The sequence below is a fragment of the Pseudomonas sp. PGPPP4 genome, assembly GCF_002256045.1.
Lineage (GTDB): Bacteria > Pseudomonadota > Gammaproteobacteria > Pseudomonadales > Pseudomonadaceae > Chryseomonas > Chryseomonas oryzihabitans.
On record NZ_NKID01000006.1, the window covers coordinates 13,582 to 33,409 of the forward strand.

Below are 19,828 nucleotides of genomic sequence, written 5' to 3' on the forward strand. Positions count from 1 at the left end.
GAGGCAGCGTCGCCAGAGGTGACGTCCGGATCCATGCAGGCACGTACGGCGACATGACTCGACAGCTGGGCTGACCTTTCGCCTTCGCGACCGGCATCCGGGTGGCAACCGCCATCCCGCTGCCGGACGTTGGGAAAAGACTGGTACCCAAGCCAACCTCATCGAGAAGGATCGACTCATGTCCGCTTACGAGAACGACGTTCAGGCCATCGCCGCCCTCAAGACCAGCACCGGCAATCACTGGAGCGCCATCAATCCGGAGTACGCCGCACGGATGCGCCTGCAGAATCGCTTCAAGACCGGTCTCGACATCGCCCGCCATTGCGCGGCCATCATGCGCCGGGACATGGCCGCCTACGACGCCGACAGCAGTGCCTACACCCAGTCGCTGGGCTGCTGGCACGGCTTCATCGGGCAGCAGAAGCTGATCGCCATCAAGAAGCACCTGGGCAGCACCCAAGGCCGCTACCTCTACCTGTCCGGCTGGATGATCGCCGCGCTGCGTTCGGAATTCGGCCCGCTGCCGGATCAGTCCATGCACGAGAAGACCAGCGTGCCGGCACTGATCGAAGAGCTCTACACCTTCCTGCGCCAGGCCGATGCCCGCGAGCTGGGCATGCTGTTCCGCGAGCTGGACGCCGCCCGCGCCGCCGACGAGAACGCCAAGGCCGCCGCCATCCAGGCCAAGATCGACAACCATGAAACCCATGTGGTGCCGATCATCGCCGACATCGACGCCGGGTTCGGCAACGCCGAGGCCACCTACCTCTTGGCCAAGAAGATGATCGAAGCCGGGGCCTGCTGCATCCAGCTGGAAAACCAGGTCTCCGACGAGAAGCAGTGCGGCCACCAGGACGGCAAGGTCACGGTGCCCCACGAGGACTTCCTGGCCAAGATCAACGCCGTGCGCTACGCCTTTCTCGAACTGGGCGTGGACGAGGGCGTCATCGTCGCCCGCACCGACTCCCTGGGCGCCGGCCTGACCAAGCAGATCGCCGTGAGCAAGCAGCCGGGCGACCTGGGCGATCAGTACAACAGCTTCCTCGACTGCGACGAGGTGGACGCCAGTCAGCTGGGCAACGGCGATGTGCTGATCAGCCGCGGCGGCAAGCTGCTCAAGCCCAAGCGCCTGGCCAGCGGCCTGTTCCAGTTCCGTGCCGGCAGCGGCGTGGACCGGGTGGTGCTGGACTGCATCACCTCGCTGCAGAACGGCGCCGACCTGCTGTGGATCGAGACCGAGAAGCCCCACGTCGGCCAGATCAAGGCCATGGTCGACCGCATCCGCGAGGTCGTGCCCAACGCCAAGCTGGTCTACAACAACAGCCCCTCCTTCAACTGGACCCTGAGCTTCCGCCAGCAGGTGTTCGACGCCCTGCAGGCCGAGGGCAAGGACGTCTCCGCCTACGACCGCGCCAAGCTGATGAGCGTGGACTACGACGACACCGAACTGGGGCGCCTGGCCGATGCGCGGATCCAGAGCTTCCAGCGCGACGCGGCGCGCGAGGCGGGCATCTTCCACCACCTGATCACCCTGCCCACCTACCACACCGCGGCCCTGTCCACCGACAACCTGGCCAAGGGCTATTTCGCCGAGGAAGGCATGCTGGCCTACGTCAAGGGCGTGCAGCGCCAGGAGATCCGCCAGGGCATCGCCTGCGTCAAGCACCAGAACATGGCCGGCTCGGACATGGGTGACGACCACAAGGAATACTTTGCCGGCGAGGCCGCGCTCAAGGCGGCGGGCAAGGACAACACCATGAACCAGTTCCATTGATCACGGCCACCGCGGAGGACACGCTCATGAACCTGAACGACAACCCCAGCCTGGACGATCTCAAGCAACTCTTCGGCCGGCTCAAGGACAAGAACCACAACCACATCCTCTGGGTCTGCGAGAGCGGCGCGGTGCACGTCGACCGCCTGCCCGGCGGCGAGACGCCCGAGCAGTTCGAAGAGCGCCATCCCAGCCTGCGCATCCGCTTCAAGACCTACAACAAGGGTGGCGGCTACGTCGGCAAGTCGGCGGCAGCGGACGACAACTTCATCAGAAGCGTCCACGCCGCCCTGCAGGAACACTGGCGCCTGGCCGGTCGGCAGCAGCAGCCGGCCTACGTGGATCGCTACTGCTAGCCATGAAAAAGGGCGCGACGGGTAGCTGACCACCCGCCGCGCCCTGCCCCACCTCTGAGGCGACTCGCCTGATCCTGGATGGCCCTCCGGGATCGAGCGAGTCGCCTCTTCTGTTTACAGCACGAACAGATCCACGAAGCGATGCACCGGGGTGGCTTCCAGGCCAGCCTGGTCCTTGCACAGCTGGAAGATCTGCGCGCAGCGACCGGCCGGGAAGCGCGTCGCCAGGTTGCTCTGAAATTTGCGCTCCAGCAGCGGAATGCCCTCTTCGCGGCGCCGGCGATGGCCGATGGGATATTCCACGGCGATCTTCTCGGTGCTGCTGCCGTCGGTGAAGAACACCTGCAGGGCGTTGGCGATGGATCTCTTGTCGGCTTCCAGGTACTCGCGGCTGTAGCGCTCGTCCTCGACGATTTCCATCTTCTCGCGCAACTGGTCGATGCGCGGATGGGCCTGGTGGAAGGCGTCTTCGTAATGCTCGGCGACCAGATCGCCGAACAGCAGCGGCACGGCGATCATGTATTGCAGGCAATGGTCGCGGTCGGCGGCGTTGGCCATGGGCCCCTGCTTGGAGATGATGCGGATGGCCGATTCGTGGGTGGTCACCACGATCTTCTCGATCTGATCGACGCGGTCGCGTACCTGGGGATGCAGGATCACCGCGGCCTCGGCGGCGGTCTGGGCATGGAATTCCGCCGGGAAGCTGATCTTGAACAGCACGTTTTCCATCACGTAGCTGCCGAAGCCCTGGGGAAAGCGGAACTGGCGCTGGTCGGCCGGCTTGGTGGCCAGGTCCTTGTTGGTGTGGCTGAACAGCACGTCGTAGAAGCCCCACTGGGGCGCGCTGAGCACGCCCGGGATGCCCATCTCGCCGCGCAGAGCGATGTCGGCCAGGCGCACGCCGCGACTGGAGGCGTCACCGGCGGCCCAGGACTTGCGGCTGCCGGCGTTGGGTGCATGGCGATAGGTGCGCAGCGCCTGGCCATCGACGAAGGCATGGGACAGCGCCGCCAGCAGTTGCTCGCGGTTGGCGCCCATCAGCTTGGCGCTGACCGCGGTGGAGGCCAGCTTGACCAGGAAGACGTGGTCCAGGCCGACGCGGTTGAAGGAGTTCTCCAGGGCGAAGACGCCCTGGATCTCGTGGGCCATGACCATGGCCTCCAGCACCTGGCGCATGGTCAGGGGCGCTTCGCCCTGGGCCACGCGGCGCTGGGAGAGGTGGTCGGCCACCGCCAGGATGGCGCCGAGGTTGTCGGAGGGGTGGCCCCATTCGGCGGCCAGCCAGGTGTCGTTGTAGTCCAGCCAGCGAACGATGCAGCCGATGTCCCAGGCCGCCTTGACCGGATCCAGGCGATAGCTGGTGCCCGGCACCCGCGCGCCCTGGGGCACCACGGTGCCCTCCACCTGGGGGCCGAGCAACTTGGTGCACTCGGGAAAGCGCAGGGACAGCAGGCCGCAGCCGAGGGTGTCCATCAGGCAGTTGCGGGCGGTGTCCAGGGCCTCGCGGGAGGTGACCTGGTAGGTCAGCACGTAATCGGCCAGGTCCTGGATGACCTGGTCGTAATCGGGTCGGTTGTTGAGATCGACGTTGGCGCTCATGGGGGTTCCTTTTATATAGCGTCTTATCGCGGTCATGGCGGTCCGCCGATGCGGCCGCTGCTACGGGGTTAGGTCCATCGCGGCCATGGGCCGCTCCTACAGGACGCTCCCGCCCTCGTAGGAGCGGCCCATGGCCGCGATCAAACAATCAACGGTTGGCGATAGGGGTGAACGGCCGCTGCTCGACCCCGATGTAGTCCGCGCTGGGGCGAATGATGCGGTTGTCGGCGCGCTGCTCGAAGACGTGGGCGCACCAGCCGGCCGTGCGCGAGCAGACGAAGATCGGCGTGAACAGCGGCGTCGGGATGCCGAGGAAGTGATAGGCCGAGGCGTGGTAGAAGTCGGCGTTGGGGAACAGTCCCTTCTCTTCCTTCATGGTGCGGTCGATGGCTTCCGAGACCGTGAACAGCACTCTGTCGCCCACCTCCGCCGCCAATTGCCGGGCATAGTCCTTGATCACCTCGTTGCGCGGATCGCTGTCGCGGTAGATGGCGTGGCCGAAGCCCATCACCTTTTCCTTGCGTTCGAGCATCTGCTTGAGGCCGCTGACCGCCTCCTCGGGCGAGGCGAAGCGCTCGATCAGCGCCATGGCCGCCTCGTTGGCGCCGCCATGCAGCGGGCCGCGCAGGGAGCCGATGGCGCCGGTGACGCAGGAATAGAGATCCGACAGCGTCGAGGCGCAGACCCGGGCGGTAAAGGTGGAGGCGTTGAATTCGTGCTCGGCATAGAGGATCAGCGAGACGTTCATCACCCGGGCATGCAACTCGCTGGGCGCCTTGCCGTGCAACAGGGTGAGGAAGTGGCTGGCGATGTCTGGGGCGTCGCTCGTGCAGTCGATGCGGGTGCCGCTCTGGCTGAAGTGGTGCCAGTAGAGCAGGATCGCCGGAAAGGCGCCGAGCAGGCGATCGGCCACCTGCTGCTGGTCGGCGAAGCTGTGCTCCGGCTCCAGGGTGCCCAGCAGGGAGGCGCCGCTGCGCATCACGTCCATGGGGTGGGCGCTGGCGGGGATGCGCTCCAGGCCTTCCTTGAGCGGCTGCGGCAGGTCGCGCAGGGCCGCCAGGCGCTGGCGATAGGCGTCCAGTTGCGCTTGCGTCGGCAGCTCGCCATAGAGCAACAGGTGGGCGACTTCCTCGAAGTCGGCCCCGGCGGCCAACTCACGGATGTCGTAGCCCCGGTAGGTGAGGCCGGCGCCGGTCTTGCCGACGGTGCAAAGCGCGGTCCGGCCGGCGACCTGGCCACGCAGGCCGGCGCCGCCGAGGGTTTTGCTGTCTGCCATCGTCTCGCTCCTCTTGGATTTGTTAGGCGAAAAAGCGGGCGTTCAGGGTGGAGCGTCAGTGTTTCTGTTGTTGGAACAGGCGGTCCAGCTGGTCCTCGTAGCGGTGGTAATCGATGCGGTCATAGAGCTCGGCGCGGGTCTGCATGGTGTCGACCACCGCCTGCTGGCTGCCGTCGCGGCGGATCGCCGTGTAGACGTTTTCGGCGGCGCGATTGGCGGCGCGGAAAGCCGACAGCGGATAGAGCACCAGGCCGACCTCGGCCCTGGCCAATTCCTCGGTGGTGAACAGCGGCGTAGCACCGAATTCGGTGATGTTGGCCAGGATCGGTACCCCCACCGCCTGGGCGAACTGGCGGTACATGGGCAACTCAGTGATGGCCTCGGGAAAGATCATGTCGGCGCCGGCCTCGACGCAGGCGCAGGCGCGGTCGATGGCGGCCTGCAGGCCTTCCACCGCCAGGGCGTCGGTGCGCGCCATGATGACGAAGTCCGGATCGGTGCGGGCATCCACCGCGGCCTTGATCCGATCGACCATCTCCTGCTGGCTGACGATCTCCTTGCCCGGCCGATGACCGCAGCGCTTGGCACCGACCTGATCCTCGATGTGCATGGCCGCCGCGCCGGCCTTGATCAGGGCGCGGGTGGTGCGGGCAACGTTGAAGGCCGAGGCGCCGAAGCCGGTGTCGACGTCCACCAGCAGTGGCAGGTCGCAGACATCGGTGATGCGGCGGACGTCGATCAGCACGTCTTCCAGGCCGCTGATGCCCAGGTCCGGCAGCCCCAGGGAGCCGGCCGCGACCCCGCCGCCGGACAGGTAGATGGCCTGGAAACCGGCGCGCTTGGCCAGCAGCGCATGATTGGCATTGAGGGTGCCGACCACCTGCAGCGGGCGTTCGGCGGCGACGGCGGCGCGGAATTTCTGGCCGGGACTGACGGCAGGCATGGCGTTACCTCGACTGGTCTTGGACTTGGGGATGGTGCTGCAGATTGCGCTTGGAGGCGGCGATGTGGCGGCGCATCAGCAGCTCGGCCAGTTCGCCGTCGCCCTCCGCCAGGGCATCGAGGATGCGATGGTGCTCGGCGAAGGCCTGGCGCGGACGATTGGGAGTGGCGGAGACCTTGAGCCGGTACATGCGCACCAGGTGGTAGAGCTCGCCGCAGAGCAGCCGCACCAGCATGCCGTTGCCGCTGGCCTGGATGATGCGGTAGTGGAAGTCGTGGTCGCCTTCCTGCAGGTAGTAGCCGGTGCCGGCCTGGAACGCCGGATCGCGCTCGTGGGTGTCCAGCAGCTGGCGCAATTCGTCGATGCCCTGGGGGATGAGGCGCTCGGCCGCCAGGCGGCAGGCCATGCCTTCGAGGGATTCGCGGATTTCGTAGAGCTCGACGAGTTCGGCCAGGCTCAGGGCGGCGACCCGGGCGCCGGCATGGGGCACCCGCACCACCAGGCGCTGGCCTTCCAGCCGGTGGATGGCTTCGCGCAGCGGCCCGCGGCTGATGCCATAGGTGCGCGCCAGCTCGGGCTCGGAAATCTTGCTGCCCGGCGCCACGTCACCGCGGACGATGGCCTCGCGGATCCGGCGGAACACCTGCTCGGAGAGGGTCCCGCTGTCGGTCTCGGGCGCTTCGGCCTGGAGGGGGCTATCGATCATTGTCGACACCTTTTGTGTTTATGGGCTGAATAACTACGCCTGAACGCCTTTCTCGTCAATCTTTGTCGACAATCCAGCTGTGACAGCCTGTATCTCGCCCCGCCAGAGGCGGTTCGCTACACTAGCGCGCCGTCTCTCCCAGCCGACCTCGCCATGCCCCTCTGCCATCTGCATCCCCTGCCCTACCACGCCGATCCCACGGCGCGTTTCGCCCTGCTGCAGGGCGAGCCCGGCGCGGTGCTGCTGGATTCCGGGCGGCCGGTGGCCGAGCGCGGTCGCTACGACCTCATGGCGGCGTGGCCGCTGCAGGTGCTGCAACCCGCTTCCGGCGAGACGGGGCGCGCCTTTTTCGCGCGGACGCGCGCCGCCCTGGCCAGCCTGGGTCACGCCGACCTGCCGGAGGGTGCAGACCTACCCTTCGCCGGCGGCCTGCTGGGCTATCTCGCCTACGATTTCGGCCGACGCCTGGAGCGGCTGCCGGACGGTGCCCGTGTCGATCTGCAACTGCCCGACGCCCGCCTGGGGCTCTATGCCTGGGCGCTGATCTCCGACCACCAGGCACGGACCAGCCAGTTGGTCTGCCATCCGGCACTGGACGCAGGAGAGCGCCAGCGGCTGATCGCCCTGTTCGACGCCGGGGCGGCGCCCGAGGCCGAAGGCTTCCGGCTGACCGCCCCCTTCGCCGCAGACATCGACGAGTCCACCTATCGCCAGCGCATCGAGGCCATCCAGGCCTATATCGCCGCCGGCGACTGCTATCAGGTCAACTTCGCCCAGCGCTTTCGCGCCCCCTTCCAGGGTTCGCCCTGGACCGCCTACCAGGCGCTGCGCGCGGCCTGCCCGACGCCCTTCTCCGGCTATCTGGCGCTGGAGCGCGGCGCCCTGCTCAGTCACTCACCGGAGCGCTTCCTGCGGGTCAGCCGCGGTCAGGTGGAAACGCGGCCGATCAAGGGCACCCGGCCAAGGCGCGCGGAGGCCGGTGCCGATGCCGCCGAAGCCCGTGCCCTGCTGGCCAGCCCTAAGGATCGCGCCGAGAATCTGATGATCGTCGACCTGCTGCGCAACGACCTGGGCCGCAGCTGCCGGATCGGCTCGGTGCGGGTGCCCGAGTTGTTCGCCCTGGAGAGCTATCCCAACGTCCACCACCTGGTCAGCGCCGTCACCGGTGAACTGGCCGCCGGGCTGGACGCTCTGGACCTGTTGGCCGGCAGTTTCCCCGGCGGCTCCATCACCGGGGCGCCAAAGATCCGCGCCATGCAGATCATCGACGAGCTGGAAGAGACCCGCCGCGGTCCCTACTGCGGCTCGCTGCTCTATCTGGACGTGCGCGGCGAGAGCGACAGCTCCATCCTGATCCGCAGCCTGCTCGCCGAAGACGGCGTGCTGAGCTGCTGGGGCGGCGGCGGCATCGTCATGGATTCGCACTGGGCCGACGAATACGCCGAGTCCCTGGCCAAGGTGCGGGTGCTGCTGGAGACGCTGGCAGCCCACAGCTGATCCGGCTTTGCTACCATGGCCTCATCCCTTACCCGGCTGGAGCCCGCCATGTCTCTCGATCTCGCCCGCATCAACGCCGACCTCGGCCGCGACCCCGAAAAGCTCGTCGCCTGGGCCCTGGGGCTGGGCAAGAGCGCCATCGTCACCACCAACTTCCGGCCCTTCGAGGCGGTGATCCTGCACCTGGTCAGCCAGGTCAAGCCGGACATCCCGGTGGTCTGGATGGACAGCGGCTACAACACCCCCGCTACCTATCGCTGCGCCGACGAGATCGTGCGCAAGCTGAACCTCAACCTGGTGACCTACCTGCCCAGGCGCTCCCGCGCCCACCGCGAGGCCATCGAGGGCCCGGTGCCGGGGCTGGACGATCCGCGCCACGCCGCCTTCACCGAAGAGGTCAAGCTGGAGCCCTTCGCCCGCGCCCTGCGCGAGACGGCGCCCGAGGTCTGGTTCACCGCCCTGCGCGCCACCGACACCGCGGTACGCGCCCAGATGGAACCGGTCAGCGTCAATCCGGACGGCCTGATCAAGGTGGCACCGCTGCTGCACTGGACCTCCAAGGATCTCTACCAGTACCTGACCGCCCACGACCTGCCCAACGAATTCGACTACTTCGACCCCACCAAGGGTGACGAGAATCGCGAGTGCGGCCTGCACCTCGCCCACTGAGTCGACGACTCCTGCGCGCCCAATCCCGGGCGCGTACCCTGCCCCGCTGAACCACCGCCCATGACCGCTACCCGCCCAACCCACTCCCGCAAGGGCGTCTTTGCCGTTGTGCTCGGCAACGCCGTGGAGTTCTTCGATTTCGGCGTCTACGCCACCTTCGCCGTGCTCATCGGCCAGGTGTTCTTTCCCTCGGAAAACGCCTTCGCCAGCCTGATGGCCAGCGTCATCACCTTTGGCGTCGGCTTCGTCGTGCGACCGTTGGGCGCCATCTTCATCGGCGCCTGGGCCGATCGCGTCGGCCGCAAGCCGGCGATGCTGCTGACCATGGTGCTGATGGCCCTGGGCACCGGCGGCATCGCCGTGCTGCCGGGGTACGAGCAGATCGGCATCGCCGCGCCCATCCTGCTGGTGCTGACGCGGCTGCTACAGGGCCTGGCCTGGGGCGGTGAAGCGGGACCGGCCACCACCTACATCCTGGAAGCGGCACCGCTGCACAGAAGGGGTACCTACGCCTGCTGGCAGGTAGTGGCCCAGGGGCTGGCCGCGGTGGCGGCCGGACTGATCGGCTACGGCCTGACCCTCTGGCTGACGCCGGAGCAACTGCTGGCCTGGGGCTGGCGCCTGCCCTTCCTGCTGGGCCTGGTGATCCTGCCCATAGGCCTCTATATCCGCCGCGGCCTGGTGGATACCCATGAGGGCGAGACGCGCGGAACCAGCGCGGTGCTGCGCGAAGTGATGACCACCCAGCGCCGGCCGTTGCTGTTGGGCCTGCTGATCCTCTCGGGCAGCACCATAACCCAGTATTTCCTCAACTACATGACCACCTTCGCCCTGGTGGAACTCAGGCTACCTGCCAGCACCGCCATGCTCGCCACCCTGGTGATGGGCGCGGCCATGGCGGTCTGCTCGATCATCGGCGGGGTGCTCAGTGATCGCTACGGCCGGCGCATCGTGTTGATCCTGCCGCGCCTGCTGTTGCTGGTACTGCTCTATCCGGCGCTGGAGCTCATCATCCAGGCACCCGGACCGGGCACCTTCCTGCTGACCCTGGCGGTGCTCTCCGGGCTGCATGGCATGAGCGGCGCCGCGCTGATCGTGCTGCTGGTGGAAAGCTTTCCGCAGCGGGTGCGAGCCACCGGCTTCTCGCTGGTCTATGCGCTGGGGGTGGCGGCCTTCGGCGGCACCGCCCAGATCGTGGTGACCTGGCTGATCGGCGCCACCGGGGATCGCATGGCGCCGGCCGGCTATCTGCTGGTGGCCAATCTGGTCTGCCTCGGCGCCGCCTGGTTCGCCGCCGAGACCTGTCCGGGGCGTCAGCCGGCGGAACGCTCCGCGGCGTAATTCTCTTCCCGACGGCTCTTGCGCTCCAGGCGGGTGTAGACGATGCCGGTCAGCAGGAGGCCGAACACCAGCACCGCGGCCAGCAGATAGAGCCCCGAGGCCAGAGTCCCGGTCGCCGCCTTGAGCGCGCCGATGCCATAGGGGCCGAGATAGCCGCCCAGGTTGCCCACCGAATTGATCAGGGCGATGCCGGCGGCGGCACTGGCCCCGGCGAAGAAGCGTCCGGGCAGGGTCCAGAACAGCGCGGTAAGGGAAAACAGGCAGAACGCCACCACCGACAGCGCCGCCAGTTGCAGCACGGCGGTGCCGAACCAGGCGCTGCCGGCCATGGCCAGGGCGCCCACGGCATAGAGCACGGCCAGGTGACCGTAGCGATCGCCCAGGCGATCCGAACTGCGCGGCACGATGAGCAGGCCGAGAATGCCGAAGGCATAGGGGATCGCCGAGATGAAGCCGGTGGTGAGATCGCTGCCGCCGAACTGGTGGATCAGCGTCGGCAGCCACAGCCCCAGGCCATAGATGCTCAGGGTCACCGGCAGATAGTAGAGCGCCAGCAGCAGCACCCGGCGATCCTTGAGCGCATGCAGGGGGTTGCCATGGCGGGTCTGGTCGAACAGGTGCAGGTCCTTTTCCAGCTCCGTGGCCAGCCAGCGCTTTTCCTCGGCATTCAACCAGGCGACCTGTTGCGGACCATCCGGCAGCCGGGTCAGGGTCGGCCAGGCCAGCAGCACCGCCGGCGCGCCGATGCAGAGGAACAGCCACTGCCAGCCGTGCAGGCCGAGCGCGCCATCCAGTTGCAGCAGCATGCCCGACAGCGGCCCCGTCACCAGCATGGCGATGGGTTGGGAGAGGATGAACAGCCCCATGATCTTGCCGCGGTGGCGCACCGGGAACCACTGAGTGAGGTAGTAGAGCACCCCGGGGAAGAAGCCGGCCTCGGCCACCCCCAGCAGGAAGCGCATGACATAGAAGCTGGTGGGGCCCTGGACGAAGGCCATGCCCATGGTGATGGCGCCCCAGGTGATCAGGATGCGGGCGAACCAGCGCCGGGCACCGAAGCGCTCCAGCAGCAGGTTGCTGGGTACCTCGAAGAGGAAGTAACCGATAAAGAACAGGCCGGCACCGAGGCCGTAGGCAGCGTCGCCGATGCCGACGTCGGCGCCCATGTGCAGCTTGGCGAAGCCTACGGCAGAGCGGTCGATGTAGGCGACCAGATAGAGCAGGACGAGAAAGGGAATCAGCTTGCGCGTGATCCGGCGAATGAGGACGGATTCGGGGTGCATGGCGTTCTCCGACTTGTTGTTTTTGTGCGGTTGAAGCGCAGATCGCCCTAAAGTCTAACGTAATATCATTGAGACGTTAAATAGCCAAAAGCCGCCATTAATCGGCCATTAAGGTAAATTTGGTACTATTAAAATAATGTTACGAAGTAGGAAATCTTACCTCTTGATTTCCACTGATCCCCATTACAGAGCCGCCTGGCCCGCGATCACATTGGTTATCGCGCTGATGGTGTTATAGTGATGGCACGACGACTTCGGATGCCTTTCGATGAATTACAAGACACCGCTGCCGCGCAAAAGCAGACACGCTCGCATCGTTCATGAGCTCGGTACCCAGATCGTGTCTGGACACTTTCTGCCAGAACAGCGCCTGCCCCCCGAGGCGCAGCTGTGCGAAGAGTACGAGGTGAGCCGCCCCGTCCTGCGTGAGGCCACCCGGGTGCTCGTGGCCAAGGGCCTGGTCAGGTCCAAGCCCAAGGTCGGAACCGTGGTCAAGCCACGCAACGAGTGGCATCTGCTCGATCCGGACGTGCTGCATTGGCTGCTGGAGAGCGATTCGCGGCATAGCTTCTACGAGACCCTGGTCAAGGTGCGCAACATCATCGAGCCAGAGGTCGCCGCCATGGCGGCTGCCAATGCCCAGCCCGAAGATGTGACGGCCATCGAAGACGCCTACGAGCGCATGGAGCAGGCAGCGGACATCGCCGACATGGCCGAGCCGGACATGGCCTTTCACCTGTCCATCGCCACGGCCACCCACAACGAATTGCTGACTCACCTCTACAGCATCATGTTGCTGCCGGTGCGGGACTATCTGGAGCGTTCCTCGGCGCTGTTCGCCGCCGGCGAAAGCCTCAACCTGCTGGTCTCCCGGCACAAGGCGATCCTCACCGCGATCCAGCACCGCGACCCGCTGACCGCTCGCCACGCCGCCATCGCCCAGCTGGCCGGTGTCAACGACATGGTCGCCGAGGCCTTCCGGCCGCAGCCCTTGTCTGAAGGTGAAATTTCGTATGATCATTAAGGGCAAGAACCCACTCGCGGTATGCCCTCATGTCCAGCAGCTACCATGCCTCTACCGTAGAACAACTCGGCCAGCGTCTCGCGGCCGGGCAATTTCCACCCGGTAGCGCCCTCAAGGTAGAGGCAGATCTCTGCCAGGAGCTGGGCGTCAGCCGCACCATCCTGCGCGAGGCGATCAAGACCCTGGCGGCCAAGGGCATGCTGGAAGTCGGCCCCAAGGTCGGTACCCGGGTCCTGCCGCTGAGTCGCTGGAATCTGTTCGATACCCAGGTGGTGGGCTGGCTGGCCACGGGCGGTCTGCCTGCCCATTTCGTCAAGGATCTGCTGGATCTGCGCCACGCCATCGAGCCGGCGGCGGTCCGCTGGGCCTGCGAAAGAGCCACTCCCGAGCAGGTGCAGGCGATCCAGGTCGCCTACCAGCACCTGGAAGAATCGCTCAACGGCGGCGACTACAACACCGCCGACCAGCGTTTCCACGAGTGCGTCCTGGCGGCCAGCCACAATCAATTCATCGAGCAGATGGTGCCCGCCCTGGGCGCCCTGCTGGCGGCCTCCTTTACCCTGTCGTCGGCCGATCCCGCCGAATTGCGACGTACCCTTCCCCTGCACAAGACCCTCGCCGACGGCATCGCCTCGCGCGACGCGGCGCGCGCCGTCTGGGCCTGCATGATGCTGATCGACAGCGCGGCCGTGACCCTGGCGCGCTATACGGACTGACGTCTCGGTCGGCAACCTCGGCGTCGCTGCAGGTTCCCATGCCTGGATTTCCCGTACTGCCACAACAAGAGAGGTGAACGATGGATTGGCAGCCGCTGCTTCCCCAGCGCTTCAAACTGGCCGAGGGCCCCTTCTGGGACCAGGAGACCCAGGCGCTCTACTGGGTGGACATCGCCGGCTTCAAGGCCTGCCGTCTGCGCGGCGAGCACTATCAGGAATGGCAACTGGACCGGCCCTGCTCCGCCTTCGTGCCCACGGTGCGCGGCGACGCCCTGGTGACCCTGCCCGACGGCGTCTTCCGTCTTGACCTGGATTCGCCACCGGACCGTCCCGCCCTGGAACTCTTCTGCGTCGCCGATCCCGATCCGGGCAACCGTGGCAACGAAGCCCGCTGCGACGCCCAGGGGCGTCTGTGGCTGGGCACCATGCAGAACAATCTCGATGCCCAGGGCGGCGACGTGGCCATCGACCGGCACTCGGGCGGGCTGTTCCGCATCGATCCGGACGGCAGCGTCAGTCGTCACGCCAGCGATCTCGGCATCGCCAACACCCTGGTGTGGAGCGCCGCGGACAACCACGTCATCAGCGCCGACACCCTCAAGGACACCCTCTATCGCTATCCGCTGGACGCCCGCGGCAACCTGGGGACCCCCACCGTCTGGGCCGGTCCCCACGAGCGTGGCTCGCCGGACGGCTCGGCCATCGACAGCGAAGGCTGCGTATGGAATGCGCGCTGGGATGGCAACTGCCTGCTGCGCTTCTCGCCGGAGGGCGAGCTGCTGGAGATCGTCGAGCTGCCCGTCCAGCGCCCCACCAGCTGCGTCTTCGGCGGAGCGGATCTGCGCACCCTGTACGTCACCAGCGCCGCCGCCGAGGGTAGCCTCGACGGCGCCCTGCTCAAGGCGACCGCACCGGTAGCCGGCATGCCCTGCCACAGGTTCGCTGGCTGATTCATCCTACCGACCCGGGCGCCCCTCTGCGGCGCCTTTCCGCTCCAGCCCCTATGTAACAGCTTGGTGACAGAGGTGGCGAAAAATCTCGTCACCTTTTCCTTGCACCCGCCTCCATCCAATCATAATATCAATGAAGAGCGGTGTCGTCTGACCTCCACGACGGCAACCCGCCGCCTCGCATTGCCTGGCCACACCAATAAAAACAAGGAGTTCCAGCTATGTTCCGTGTTCCGGGAGTTCGTTCTCTGCTGCGTGCCGCCCTCGCCGCCGGTGCCGTCAGCCTGTCTCTCTCCGCTTTCGCTGCCGATCCGGTCAAGATCGGTTTCCTGGTCAAGCAACCCGAGGAACCCTGGTTCCAGACCGAGTGGGCCTTCGCCGAGAAAGCCGCCAAGGACAAGGGCTTCACCCTGCTCAAGATCGCCGTGCCGGATGGCGAGAAGACCCTCGCCGCCATCGACAGCCTGGCCGCCAACGGCGCCAAGGGCTTCGTGATCTGCCCGCCCGACGTCTCCCTCGGCCCGGCCATCGTGGCCAAGGCCAAGCTCAACGACCTCAAGGTCATGGCCGTGGACGACCGCTTCGTCGACGCCAAGGGCAAATTCATGGAAGACGTGCCCTACCTGGGCATGGCCGCCTTCGAGGTCGGCCAGCAGCAGGGCGCCGCCATGGCCGCCGAGGCCGAGAAGCGTGGCTGGAAGTGGGATGACACCTATGCGGTGATCAACACCTACAACGAGCTGGACACCGGCAAGAAGCGCACCGACGGTTCGGTGGAAGCCCTGAAGAAGGCCGGCCTGCCCGCCGACCACATCATCTTCGCGCCGCAGAAGACCCTGGACGTGCCCGGCAGCATGGACTCCACCACCTCCGCGCTGGTCAAGCTGCCCTCGGGCGCCAAGCACCTGATCATCGGCGGCATGAACGACAACACCGTGCTGGGCGGCGTCCGCGCCACCGAAAGCGCCGGCTTCAAGGCCGAGCAGGTGATCGGCATCGGCATCAACGGCACCGACGCCATCGGCGAACTGAAGAAACCCAACAGCGGCTTCTTCGGCTCCATGCTGCCCAGCCCCCACGAAGAGGGCTACCAGACCGCCAGCATGATGTACGAGTGGGTCACCACCGGTAAGGAACCGCCCAAGTACACCGCGATGGACAAGGTCACCCTCATCACCCGCGCCAATTTCCAGCAGGAGCTGGAAAAGATCGGCCTCTGGAAGTGATGACCCCGGCGGCGCCTCGGCTGGCGCCGCCCTCCTCTTTCGTCTGACAGGAGTGCCCCATGGCAGCCCTGGAACAAACCACCGCCCAGAGCGCCGACAGCCTCGGTTTCGTCGGCATCGGCAAGACCTTTCCCGGCGTCAAGGCGCTCGCCGACATCTCCTTCAACGTGCGTCCCGGCTCGGTGCACGCCCTCATGGGCGAGAACGGTGCCGGCAAGTCGACCCTGCTGAAGATCCTCAGCGGCTACCACGCCCCCACCACCGGCCACCTCAACATCGACGGCCAGGAGCTGGTGTTCAAGAGCACCGCCGAAGCCATCCGGGCCGGCGTCGCCGTGATCCAGCAGGAGCTGCAGCTGGTGCCGGAAATGACTGTCGCCGAAAATCTCTTTCTCGGGCACCTGCCGGCGCGCTACGGCATCGTCAATCGCGGCCACCTGCGCCGCCAGGCCCTGGACCTGCTCAAGGGCCTGGCCGAAGAAATCGACCCCAACACCAAGGTCGGGCGCCTGTCGCTCGGTCAGCGCCAGCTGGTGGAGATCGCCAAGGCGCTCTCCCGGGGCGCCCGCGTCATCGCCTTCGACGAGCCGACCAGCTCGCTGTCCGCCCGCGAGACCGATCGGCTGATGACCATCATTGCCCGGCTGCGCGACGAAGGCCGGGTGGTGCTCTATGTCTCCCACCGCATGGAAGAAGTCTTCCGCATCTGCGACGCGGTGACGGTGTTCAAGGACGGCCGCCACGTGCGCACCATCGAGCGCCTGGCCGACATCACCCCCGACCAGCTGATCACCCTGATGGTCGGCCGCGATCTCGCCGACATCTACGACTACCGCCCGCGCGAGATCGGCGGTGGCTGCCTCAAGGTCGAGGGTCTGCTCGGCCAGGGCCTGCAGCAACCGGTGGGCTTCGAGGTCTGCCAGGGCGAGATCCTCGGCCTGTTCGGCCTGGTCGGTGCCGGTCGCACCGAGCTGTTGCGCCTGCTGGCGGGGCTGGAAAAGCACAAGGCCGGCAGCCTGAGTCTCAAGGGCGCCCCGGTCAGCCTAAGGTCGCCGCGTGACGCCATCGCCGCCGGCATCCTGCTCTGCCCGGAAGATCGCAAGAAGGAAGGCATCGTGCCCCTGGCCAGCGTGGCCGAGAACATCAACATCAGCGCCCGCGCCCATCACGCCAGTCTCGGCTGCCTGATCCAGGGCCGCTGGGAAAAGGCCAACGCCGAAAAGCAGATTCGCGCGCTGAACGTGAAGACGCCCCACGCCGGGCAGAAGATCAAGAATCTCTCCGGCGGCAACCAGCAGAAGGCCATTCTCGGGCGCTGGCTGTCGATGCCCATGCAGGTGCTCTTGCTCGACGAACCCACCCGCGGCATCGACGTCGGCGCCAAGTCGGAGATCTACGCCATCATCCATGACCTCGCCGCCCGCGGCATCGCCGTGGTGGTGGTGTCCAGCGACCTGATGGAAGTCATGGGCGTGGCCGATCGCATCCTGGTGATGAGCGAAGGCGCCATCACCGGCGAGGTGGCCCGCGCCGAGTTCAACGACGAGCGCCTGCTGCAGCTCGCCCTACCCCGTACCCGGGCCTGATGAAAACAAGAAAAGAGGTCACGTCCATGTCCGCCCAACCCCACAGCCTGACCCCGCCGCGCCGCGGTTTCGACACCCGCCGCTTCCTCGACGACTGGGCCATGATGCTGGCCGCCGTCGTCATCTTCACCCTCTGTGCGCTGTTCGTGCAGAACTTTCTCTCGCCGCTGAACATGCGCGGTCTGGGCCTGGCGATCTCCACCGTGGGCATCGCCGCCTGCACCATGCTGTTCTGCCTGGCCTCCGGCCACTTCGACCTCTCGGTGGGGTCGGTCATCGCCTGTGCCGGGGTGGTCGCCGCGGTGGTGATGCGCGAGTTCGACAGCGTCTTGCTCGGCGTCGCCGCCGCCTTGGCCATGGGTCTGGTGGTGGGTCTGATCAACGGCCTGGTGATCGCCAAGCTCAAGATCAACGCCCTGATCACCACGCTGGCGACCATGCAGATCGTGCGCGGCCTGGGCTACATCTTCTCCGACGGCAAGGCCGTGGGCGTCTCCCAGGAGCAGTTCTTCGTGTTCGGCAACGGCCAGCTGTTCGGCCTGCCGGTGCCCATCGTCATCACCCTACTGTGCATCCTGTTCTTTGGCTGGCTGCTCAACTACACCACCTTCGGCCGCAACACCATGGCCATCGGTGGCAACGAGGAAGCCGCGCTGCTGGCCGGCGTCCACGTCGATCGCACCAAGATCATCATCTTCGCCATGCACGGGGTGATCGGCGCCCTGGCCGGCGTGGTGCTGGCCTCGCGCATGACCTCCGGCCAGCCGATGATCGGCCAGGGCTTCGAACTCACGGTGATCTCTGCCTGCGTGCTGGGCGGGGTGTCCCTGGCCGGCGGCATCGGCATGATCCGCCACGTGATCGCCGGCGTGCTGATCCTGGCGATCATCGAGAACGCCATGAACCTGAAGAACATCGACACCTTCTACCAGTACGTCATCCGCGGAACCATCCTGCTGCTGGCCGTGGTCATCGACCGCTTCAAGCAGCGCTAAACCCAGACTCTGCCCTCCCCCGCGGCGCCACGGGCGCCGTGCCGGGGACCGCTTTGCCCGTGAAATGCCCGAGGACAAGACAATGACCACGCCCAAACGCCCGCTCCGCTCCGCCCAGTGGTTTGGCAGCAACGACAAGAACGGCTTCATGTACCGCAGCTGGATGAAGAATCAGGGCATCCCGGACCACGAATTCCAGGGCAAGCCCGTCATCGGCATCTGCAACACCTGGTCCGAGCTGACCCCGTGCAACGCACACTTCCGCAAGATCGCCGAACACGTCAAGCGTGGCATCTACGAAGCTGGCGGCTTCCCGGTGGAATTCCCGGTGTTCTCCAACGGCGAATCCAACCTCAGACCCACCGCCATGCTGACCCGCAACCTGGCCAGCATGGACGTCGAAGAAGCCATCCGCGGCAACCCGGTGGACGCCGTGGTGCTGCTGACCGGCTGCGACAAGACCACGCCGGCGCTGCTGATGGGCGCCGCCAGCTGCGACGTGCCGGCCATCGTCGTCACCGGTGGCCCCATGCTCAACGGCAAGCACCACGGCCGCGACATCGGTGCCGGCACCATCGTCTGGCAGATGCACGAGGCCTACAAGGCGGGCGCCATCGACCTCAACGAATTCCTCTCCGCCGAAGCCGGGATGTCGCGTTCGGCCGGGACCTGCAACACCATGGGTACCGCCTCCACCATGGCCTGCATGGCCGAAGCCCTGGGCACCTCGCTGCCGCACAACGCCGCCATTCCGGCGGTGGATTCGCGGCGCTACGTGCTGGCCCACCTGTCCGGCATGCGCATCGTCGAGATGGTGGAAGAAGACCTGCGACTGTCGAAGATCCTCACCAAGGAAGCCTTCGAGAACGCCATCCGCGTCAACGCCGCCATCGGCGGTTCCACCAACGCGGTGATCCACCTCAAGGCCATCGCCGGGCGCATCGGCGTGGACCTGGAGCTGGACGACTGGACCCGGGTCGGCCGCGGCACCCCCACCATCGTCGACCTGCAGCCCTCCGGACGCTTCCTGATGGAAGAGTTCTATTATTCCGGCGGCCTGCCGGCGGTGATCCGCCGTATGGGCGAAGCCAACCTGCTGCCCCATCCCGAGGCCCTGACCGCCAACGGCAAGAGCCTCTGGGCCAACTGCGCCGAGGCGCCCATCTACGGCGACGACGAGGTCATCCGCGCCCTGGACAACCCGCTGCGCGCCGATGGCGGCATCTGCGTATTGCGCGGCAACCTGGCGCCCAAGGGCGCGGTGCTCAAGCCCTCGGCCGCGACCCCGGCGCTCATGCAGCATCGCGGTCGCGCCGTGGTGTTCGAGAATCTGGAAGACTACAAGGCGCGCATCGTCGATCCGGATCTGGACATCGACGAGACCTGCGTGATGGTGCTGAAGAACTGCGGACCCAAGGGCTATCCGGGCATGGCCGAGGTGGGCAACATGGGCCTGCCGGCCAAGCTGCTGGCCAAGGGCATCACCGACATGGTGCGCATCTCCGACGCCCGCATGAGCGGCACCGCCTACGGCACCGTGGTGCTGCACGTGGCCCCCGAGGCCTCGGCCGGCGGCCCGCTGGCGGTGGTCCGCGAAGGCGACATGATCGAACTGGACTGCGCCTCCGGCCGCCTGCACCTGGATATCCCCGACGAGGAACTGGCCGCGCGCCTGGCCGACTGGCAACCGCCGGCCGATCAGCTGCTGGCCGGCGGTTATCGCCGCCTCTATGTCAATCATGTGCTGCAGGCCGACGAAGGCTGCGACTTCGACTTCCTGGTCGGCTGCCGCGGCGCCGAGGTGCCCCGCCACTCGCATTGATTGGCCTCTACCGTTGGGCTTCGCTGCGCTCAACCCAACCTACGGGGTCTCGTAGGTTGGGTTGA

17 protein-coding genes are annotated in these 19,828 nt (G+C 66.6%); 12 read left to right on the forward strand and 5 right to left on the reverse strand.

Going from position 1 to position 19,828, the window contains the following annotated elements; all coding sequences use genetic code 11:
* Nucleotides 1–178: 178 nt before the first annotated feature.
* Nucleotides 179–1,774 (forward strand): isocitrate lyase, encoded by a 1,596-nt coding sequence (locus tag CFE50_RS12405; protein ID WP_286733899.1) that lies wholly within the window; start codon nucleotides 179–181, stop codon nucleotides 1,772–1,774.
* A gap of 26 nt (nucleotides 1,775–1,800) precedes the next feature.
* Nucleotides 1,801–2,130, forward strand: coding sequence for a hypothetical protein (locus CFE50_RS12410; protein ID WP_144959720.1), 330 nt, complete (start codon nucleotides 1,801–1,803; stop codon nucleotides 2,128–2,130).
* Between the two features lie 114 nt (nucleotides 2,131–2,244).
* On the opposite strand, the gene prpD is transcribed toward CFE50_RS12410, so the two are convergent.
* The 4 genes from prpD to CFE50_RS12430 all read right to left on the reverse strand — a co-directional run bounded on the left by prpD (nucleotide 2,245) and on the right by CFE50_RS12430 (nucleotide 6,654).
* The gene (prpD, locus tag CFE50_RS12415; protein ID WP_286733901.1) at nucleotides 2,245–3,729 is read right to left on the reverse strand and encodes a 2-methylcitrate dehydratase; all 1,485 of its coding nucleotides are present in this window, start codon (nucleotides 3,727–3,729) and stop codon (nucleotides 2,245–2,247) included.
* A gap of 148 nt (nucleotides 3,730–3,877) precedes the next feature.
* Nucleotides 3,878–5,005, reverse strand: a complete 1,128-nt coding sequence (gene prpC, locus CFE50_RS12420) for a bifunctional 2-methylcitrate synthase/citrate synthase (protein ID WP_286733903.1) — start codon at nucleotides 5,003–5,005, stop codon at nucleotides 3,878–3,880.
* A 55-nt stretch (nucleotides 5,006–5,060) separates the two neighbouring features.
* Nucleotides 5,061–5,948 (reverse strand): methylisocitrate lyase, encoded by an 888-nt coding sequence (gene prpB / locus CFE50_RS12425; RefSeq protein WP_286733904.1) that lies wholly within the window; start codon nucleotides 5,946–5,948, stop codon nucleotides 5,061–5,063.
* Between the two features lie 4 nt (nucleotides 5,949–5,952).
* On the reverse strand, nucleotides 5,953–6,654 hold the full coding sequence (locus CFE50_RS12430; protein WP_286733906.1) for a GntR family transcriptional regulator: 702 nt from the start codon (nucleotides 6,652–6,654) through the stop codon (nucleotides 5,953–5,955).
* A 153-nt stretch (nucleotides 6,655–6,807) separates the two neighbouring features.
* On the opposite strand from CFE50_RS12430, the gene pabB reads away from it, so the two are divergent.
* The 3 genes from pabB to CFE50_RS12445 are packed head-to-tail and all read left to right on the forward strand — an operon-like array spanning nucleotide 6,808 to nucleotide 10,161.
* Nucleotides 6,808–8,151, forward strand: coding sequence for an aminodeoxychorismate synthase component I (pabB, locus tag CFE50_RS12435; RefSeq protein WP_286733909.1), 1,344 nt, complete (start codon nucleotides 6,808–6,810; stop codon nucleotides 8,149–8,151).
* A 48-nt stretch (nucleotides 8,152–8,199) separates the two neighbouring features.
* Nucleotides 8,200–8,820, forward strand: coding sequence for a phosphoadenosine phosphosulfate reductase domain-containing protein (locus CFE50_RS12440; RefSeq protein WP_286733911.1), 621 nt, complete (start codon nucleotides 8,200–8,202; stop codon nucleotides 8,818–8,820).
* A gap of 60 nt (nucleotides 8,821–8,880) precedes the next feature.
* Nucleotides 8,881–10,161, forward strand: a complete 1,281-nt coding sequence (locus tag CFE50_RS12445; protein WP_286733913.1) for an MFS transporter — start codon at nucleotides 8,881–8,883, stop codon at nucleotides 10,159–10,161.
* Here CFE50_RS12445 and CFE50_RS12450 read toward each other — a convergent pair.
* Nucleotides 10,134–11,444, reverse strand: a complete 1,311-nt coding sequence (locus tag CFE50_RS12450; protein WP_241809772.1) for an MFS transporter — start codon at nucleotides 11,442–11,444, stop codon at nucleotides 10,134–10,136. The two genes, CFE50_RS12445 and CFE50_RS12450, sit on opposite strands and share 28 nt — an antisense overlap.
* Nucleotides 11,445–11,712: 268 nt before the next feature.
* Here CFE50_RS12450 and CFE50_RS12455 point away from each other — a divergent pair, with 268 nt between their 5' ends.
* From CFE50_RS12455 to CFE50_RS12485, 7 genes are all read left to right on the forward strand, one after another.
* The gene (locus tag CFE50_RS12455; RefSeq protein ID WP_241809773.1) at nucleotides 11,713–12,468 is read left to right on the forward strand and encodes a FadR/GntR family transcriptional regulator; all 756 of its coding nucleotides are present in this window, start codon (nucleotides 11,713–11,715) and stop codon (nucleotides 12,466–12,468) included.
* A gap of 29 nt (nucleotides 12,469–12,497) precedes the next feature.
* Nucleotides 12,498–13,184, forward strand: coding sequence for a FadR/GntR family transcriptional regulator (locus tag CFE50_RS12460; RefSeq protein ID WP_241809774.1), 687 nt, complete (start codon nucleotides 12,498–12,500; stop codon nucleotides 13,182–13,184).
* An 80-nt stretch (nucleotides 13,185–13,264) separates the two neighbouring features.
* On the forward strand, nucleotides 13,265–14,134 hold the full coding sequence (locus CFE50_RS12465) for an SMP-30/gluconolactonase/LRE family protein (RefSeq protein ID WP_286733916.1): 870 nt from the start codon (nucleotides 13,265–13,267) through the stop codon (nucleotides 14,132–14,134).
* A gap of 221 nt (nucleotides 14,135–14,355) precedes the next feature.
* A complete protein-coding gene (locus tag CFE50_RS12470) occupies nucleotides 14,356–15,360 on the forward strand; it encodes a substrate-binding domain-containing protein (RefSeq protein WP_007160547.1) in 1,005 nt (334 codons plus the stop codon).
* Between the two features lie 59 nt (nucleotides 15,361–15,419).
* Entirely contained in the window at nucleotides 15,420–16,946 is a 1,527-nt protein-coding gene (gene araG / locus CFE50_RS12475; RefSeq protein ID WP_027601583.1) for an L-arabinose ABC transporter ATP-binding protein AraG, read from the forward strand.
* Nucleotides 16,947–16,972: 26 nt separating this feature from the next.
* On the forward strand, nucleotides 16,973–17,941 hold the full coding sequence (gene araH / locus CFE50_RS12480; protein ID WP_186380377.1) for an L-arabinose ABC transporter permease AraH: 969 nt from the start codon (nucleotides 16,973–16,975) through the stop codon (nucleotides 17,939–17,941).
* Between the two features lie 82 nt (nucleotides 17,942–18,023).
* The gene (locus CFE50_RS12485; RefSeq protein ID WP_184286219.1) at nucleotides 18,024–19,763 is read left to right on the forward strand and encodes an IlvD/Edd family dehydratase; all 1,740 of its coding nucleotides are present in this window, start codon (nucleotides 18,024–18,026) and stop codon (nucleotides 19,761–19,763) included.
* Nucleotides 19,764–19,828: the final 65 nt, after the last annotated feature.

What these genes read in the sequence shown, in the direction of transcription:
- CFE50_RS12405 (WP_286733899.1), top strand. Translation starts at nt 179, where the DNA reads ATGTCCGCTTACGAGAACGACGTTCAGGCCATCGCCGCCCTCAAGACC.
- CFE50_RS12410 (WP_144959720.1), top strand. Translation starts at nt 1,801, where the DNA reads ATGAACCTGAACGACAACCCCAGCCTGGACGATCTCAAGCAACTCTTC.
- prpD (WP_286733901.1), bottom strand. Translation starts at nt 3,729, where the DNA reads ATGAGCGCCAACGTCGATCTCAACAACCGACCCGATTACGACCAGGTC.
- prpC (WP_286733903.1), bottom strand. Translation starts at nt 5,005, where the DNA reads ATGGCAGACAGCAAAACCCTCGGCGGCGCCGGCCTGCGTGGCCAGGTC.
- prpB (WP_286733904.1), bottom strand. Translation starts at nt 5,948, where the DNA reads ATGCCTGCCGTCAGTCCCGGCCAGAAATTCCGCGCCGCCGTCGCCGCC.
- CFE50_RS12430 (WP_286733906.1), bottom strand. Translation starts at nt 6,654, where the DNA reads ATGATCGATAGCCCCCTCCAGGCCGAAGCGCCCGAGACCGACAGCGGG.
- pabB (WP_286733909.1), top strand. Translation starts at nt 6,808, where the DNA reads ATGCCCCTCTGCCATCTGCATCCCCTGCCCTACCACGCCGATCCCACG.
- CFE50_RS12440 (WP_286733911.1), top strand. Translation starts at nt 8,200, where the DNA reads ATGTCTCTCGATCTCGCCCGCATCAACGCCGACCTCGGCCGCGACCCC.
- CFE50_RS12445 (WP_286733913.1), top strand. Translation starts at nt 8,881, where the DNA reads ATGACCGCTACCCGCCCAACCCACTCCCGCAAGGGCGTCTTTGCCGTT.
- CFE50_RS12450 (WP_241809772.1), bottom strand. Translation starts at nt 11,444, where the DNA reads ATGCACCCCGAATCCGTCCTCATTCGCCGGATCACGCGCAAGCTGATT.
- CFE50_RS12455 (WP_241809773.1), top strand. Translation starts at nt 11,713, where the DNA reads ATGAATTACAAGACACCGCTGCCGCGCAAAAGCAGACACGCTCGCATC.
- CFE50_RS12460 (WP_241809774.1), top strand. Translation starts at nt 12,498, where the DNA reads ATGTCCAGCAGCTACCATGCCTCTACCGTAGAACAACTCGGCCAGCGT.
- CFE50_RS12465 (WP_286733916.1), top strand. Translation starts at nt 13,265, where the DNA reads ATGGATTGGCAGCCGCTGCTTCCCCAGCGCTTCAAACTGGCCGAGGGC.
- CFE50_RS12470 (WP_007160547.1), top strand. Translation starts at nt 14,356, where the DNA reads ATGTTCCGTGTTCCGGGAGTTCGTTCTCTGCTGCGTGCCGCCCTCGCC.
- araG (WP_027601583.1), top strand. Translation starts at nt 15,420, where the DNA reads ATGGCAGCCCTGGAACAAACCACCGCCCAGAGCGCCGACAGCCTCGGT.
- araH (WP_186380377.1), top strand. Translation starts at nt 16,973, where the DNA reads ATGTCCGCCCAACCCCACAGCCTGACCCCGCCGCGCCGCGGTTTCGAC.
- CFE50_RS12485 (WP_184286219.1), top strand. Translation starts at nt 18,024, where the DNA reads ATGACCACGCCCAAACGCCCGCTCCGCTCCGCCCAGTGGTTTGGCAGC.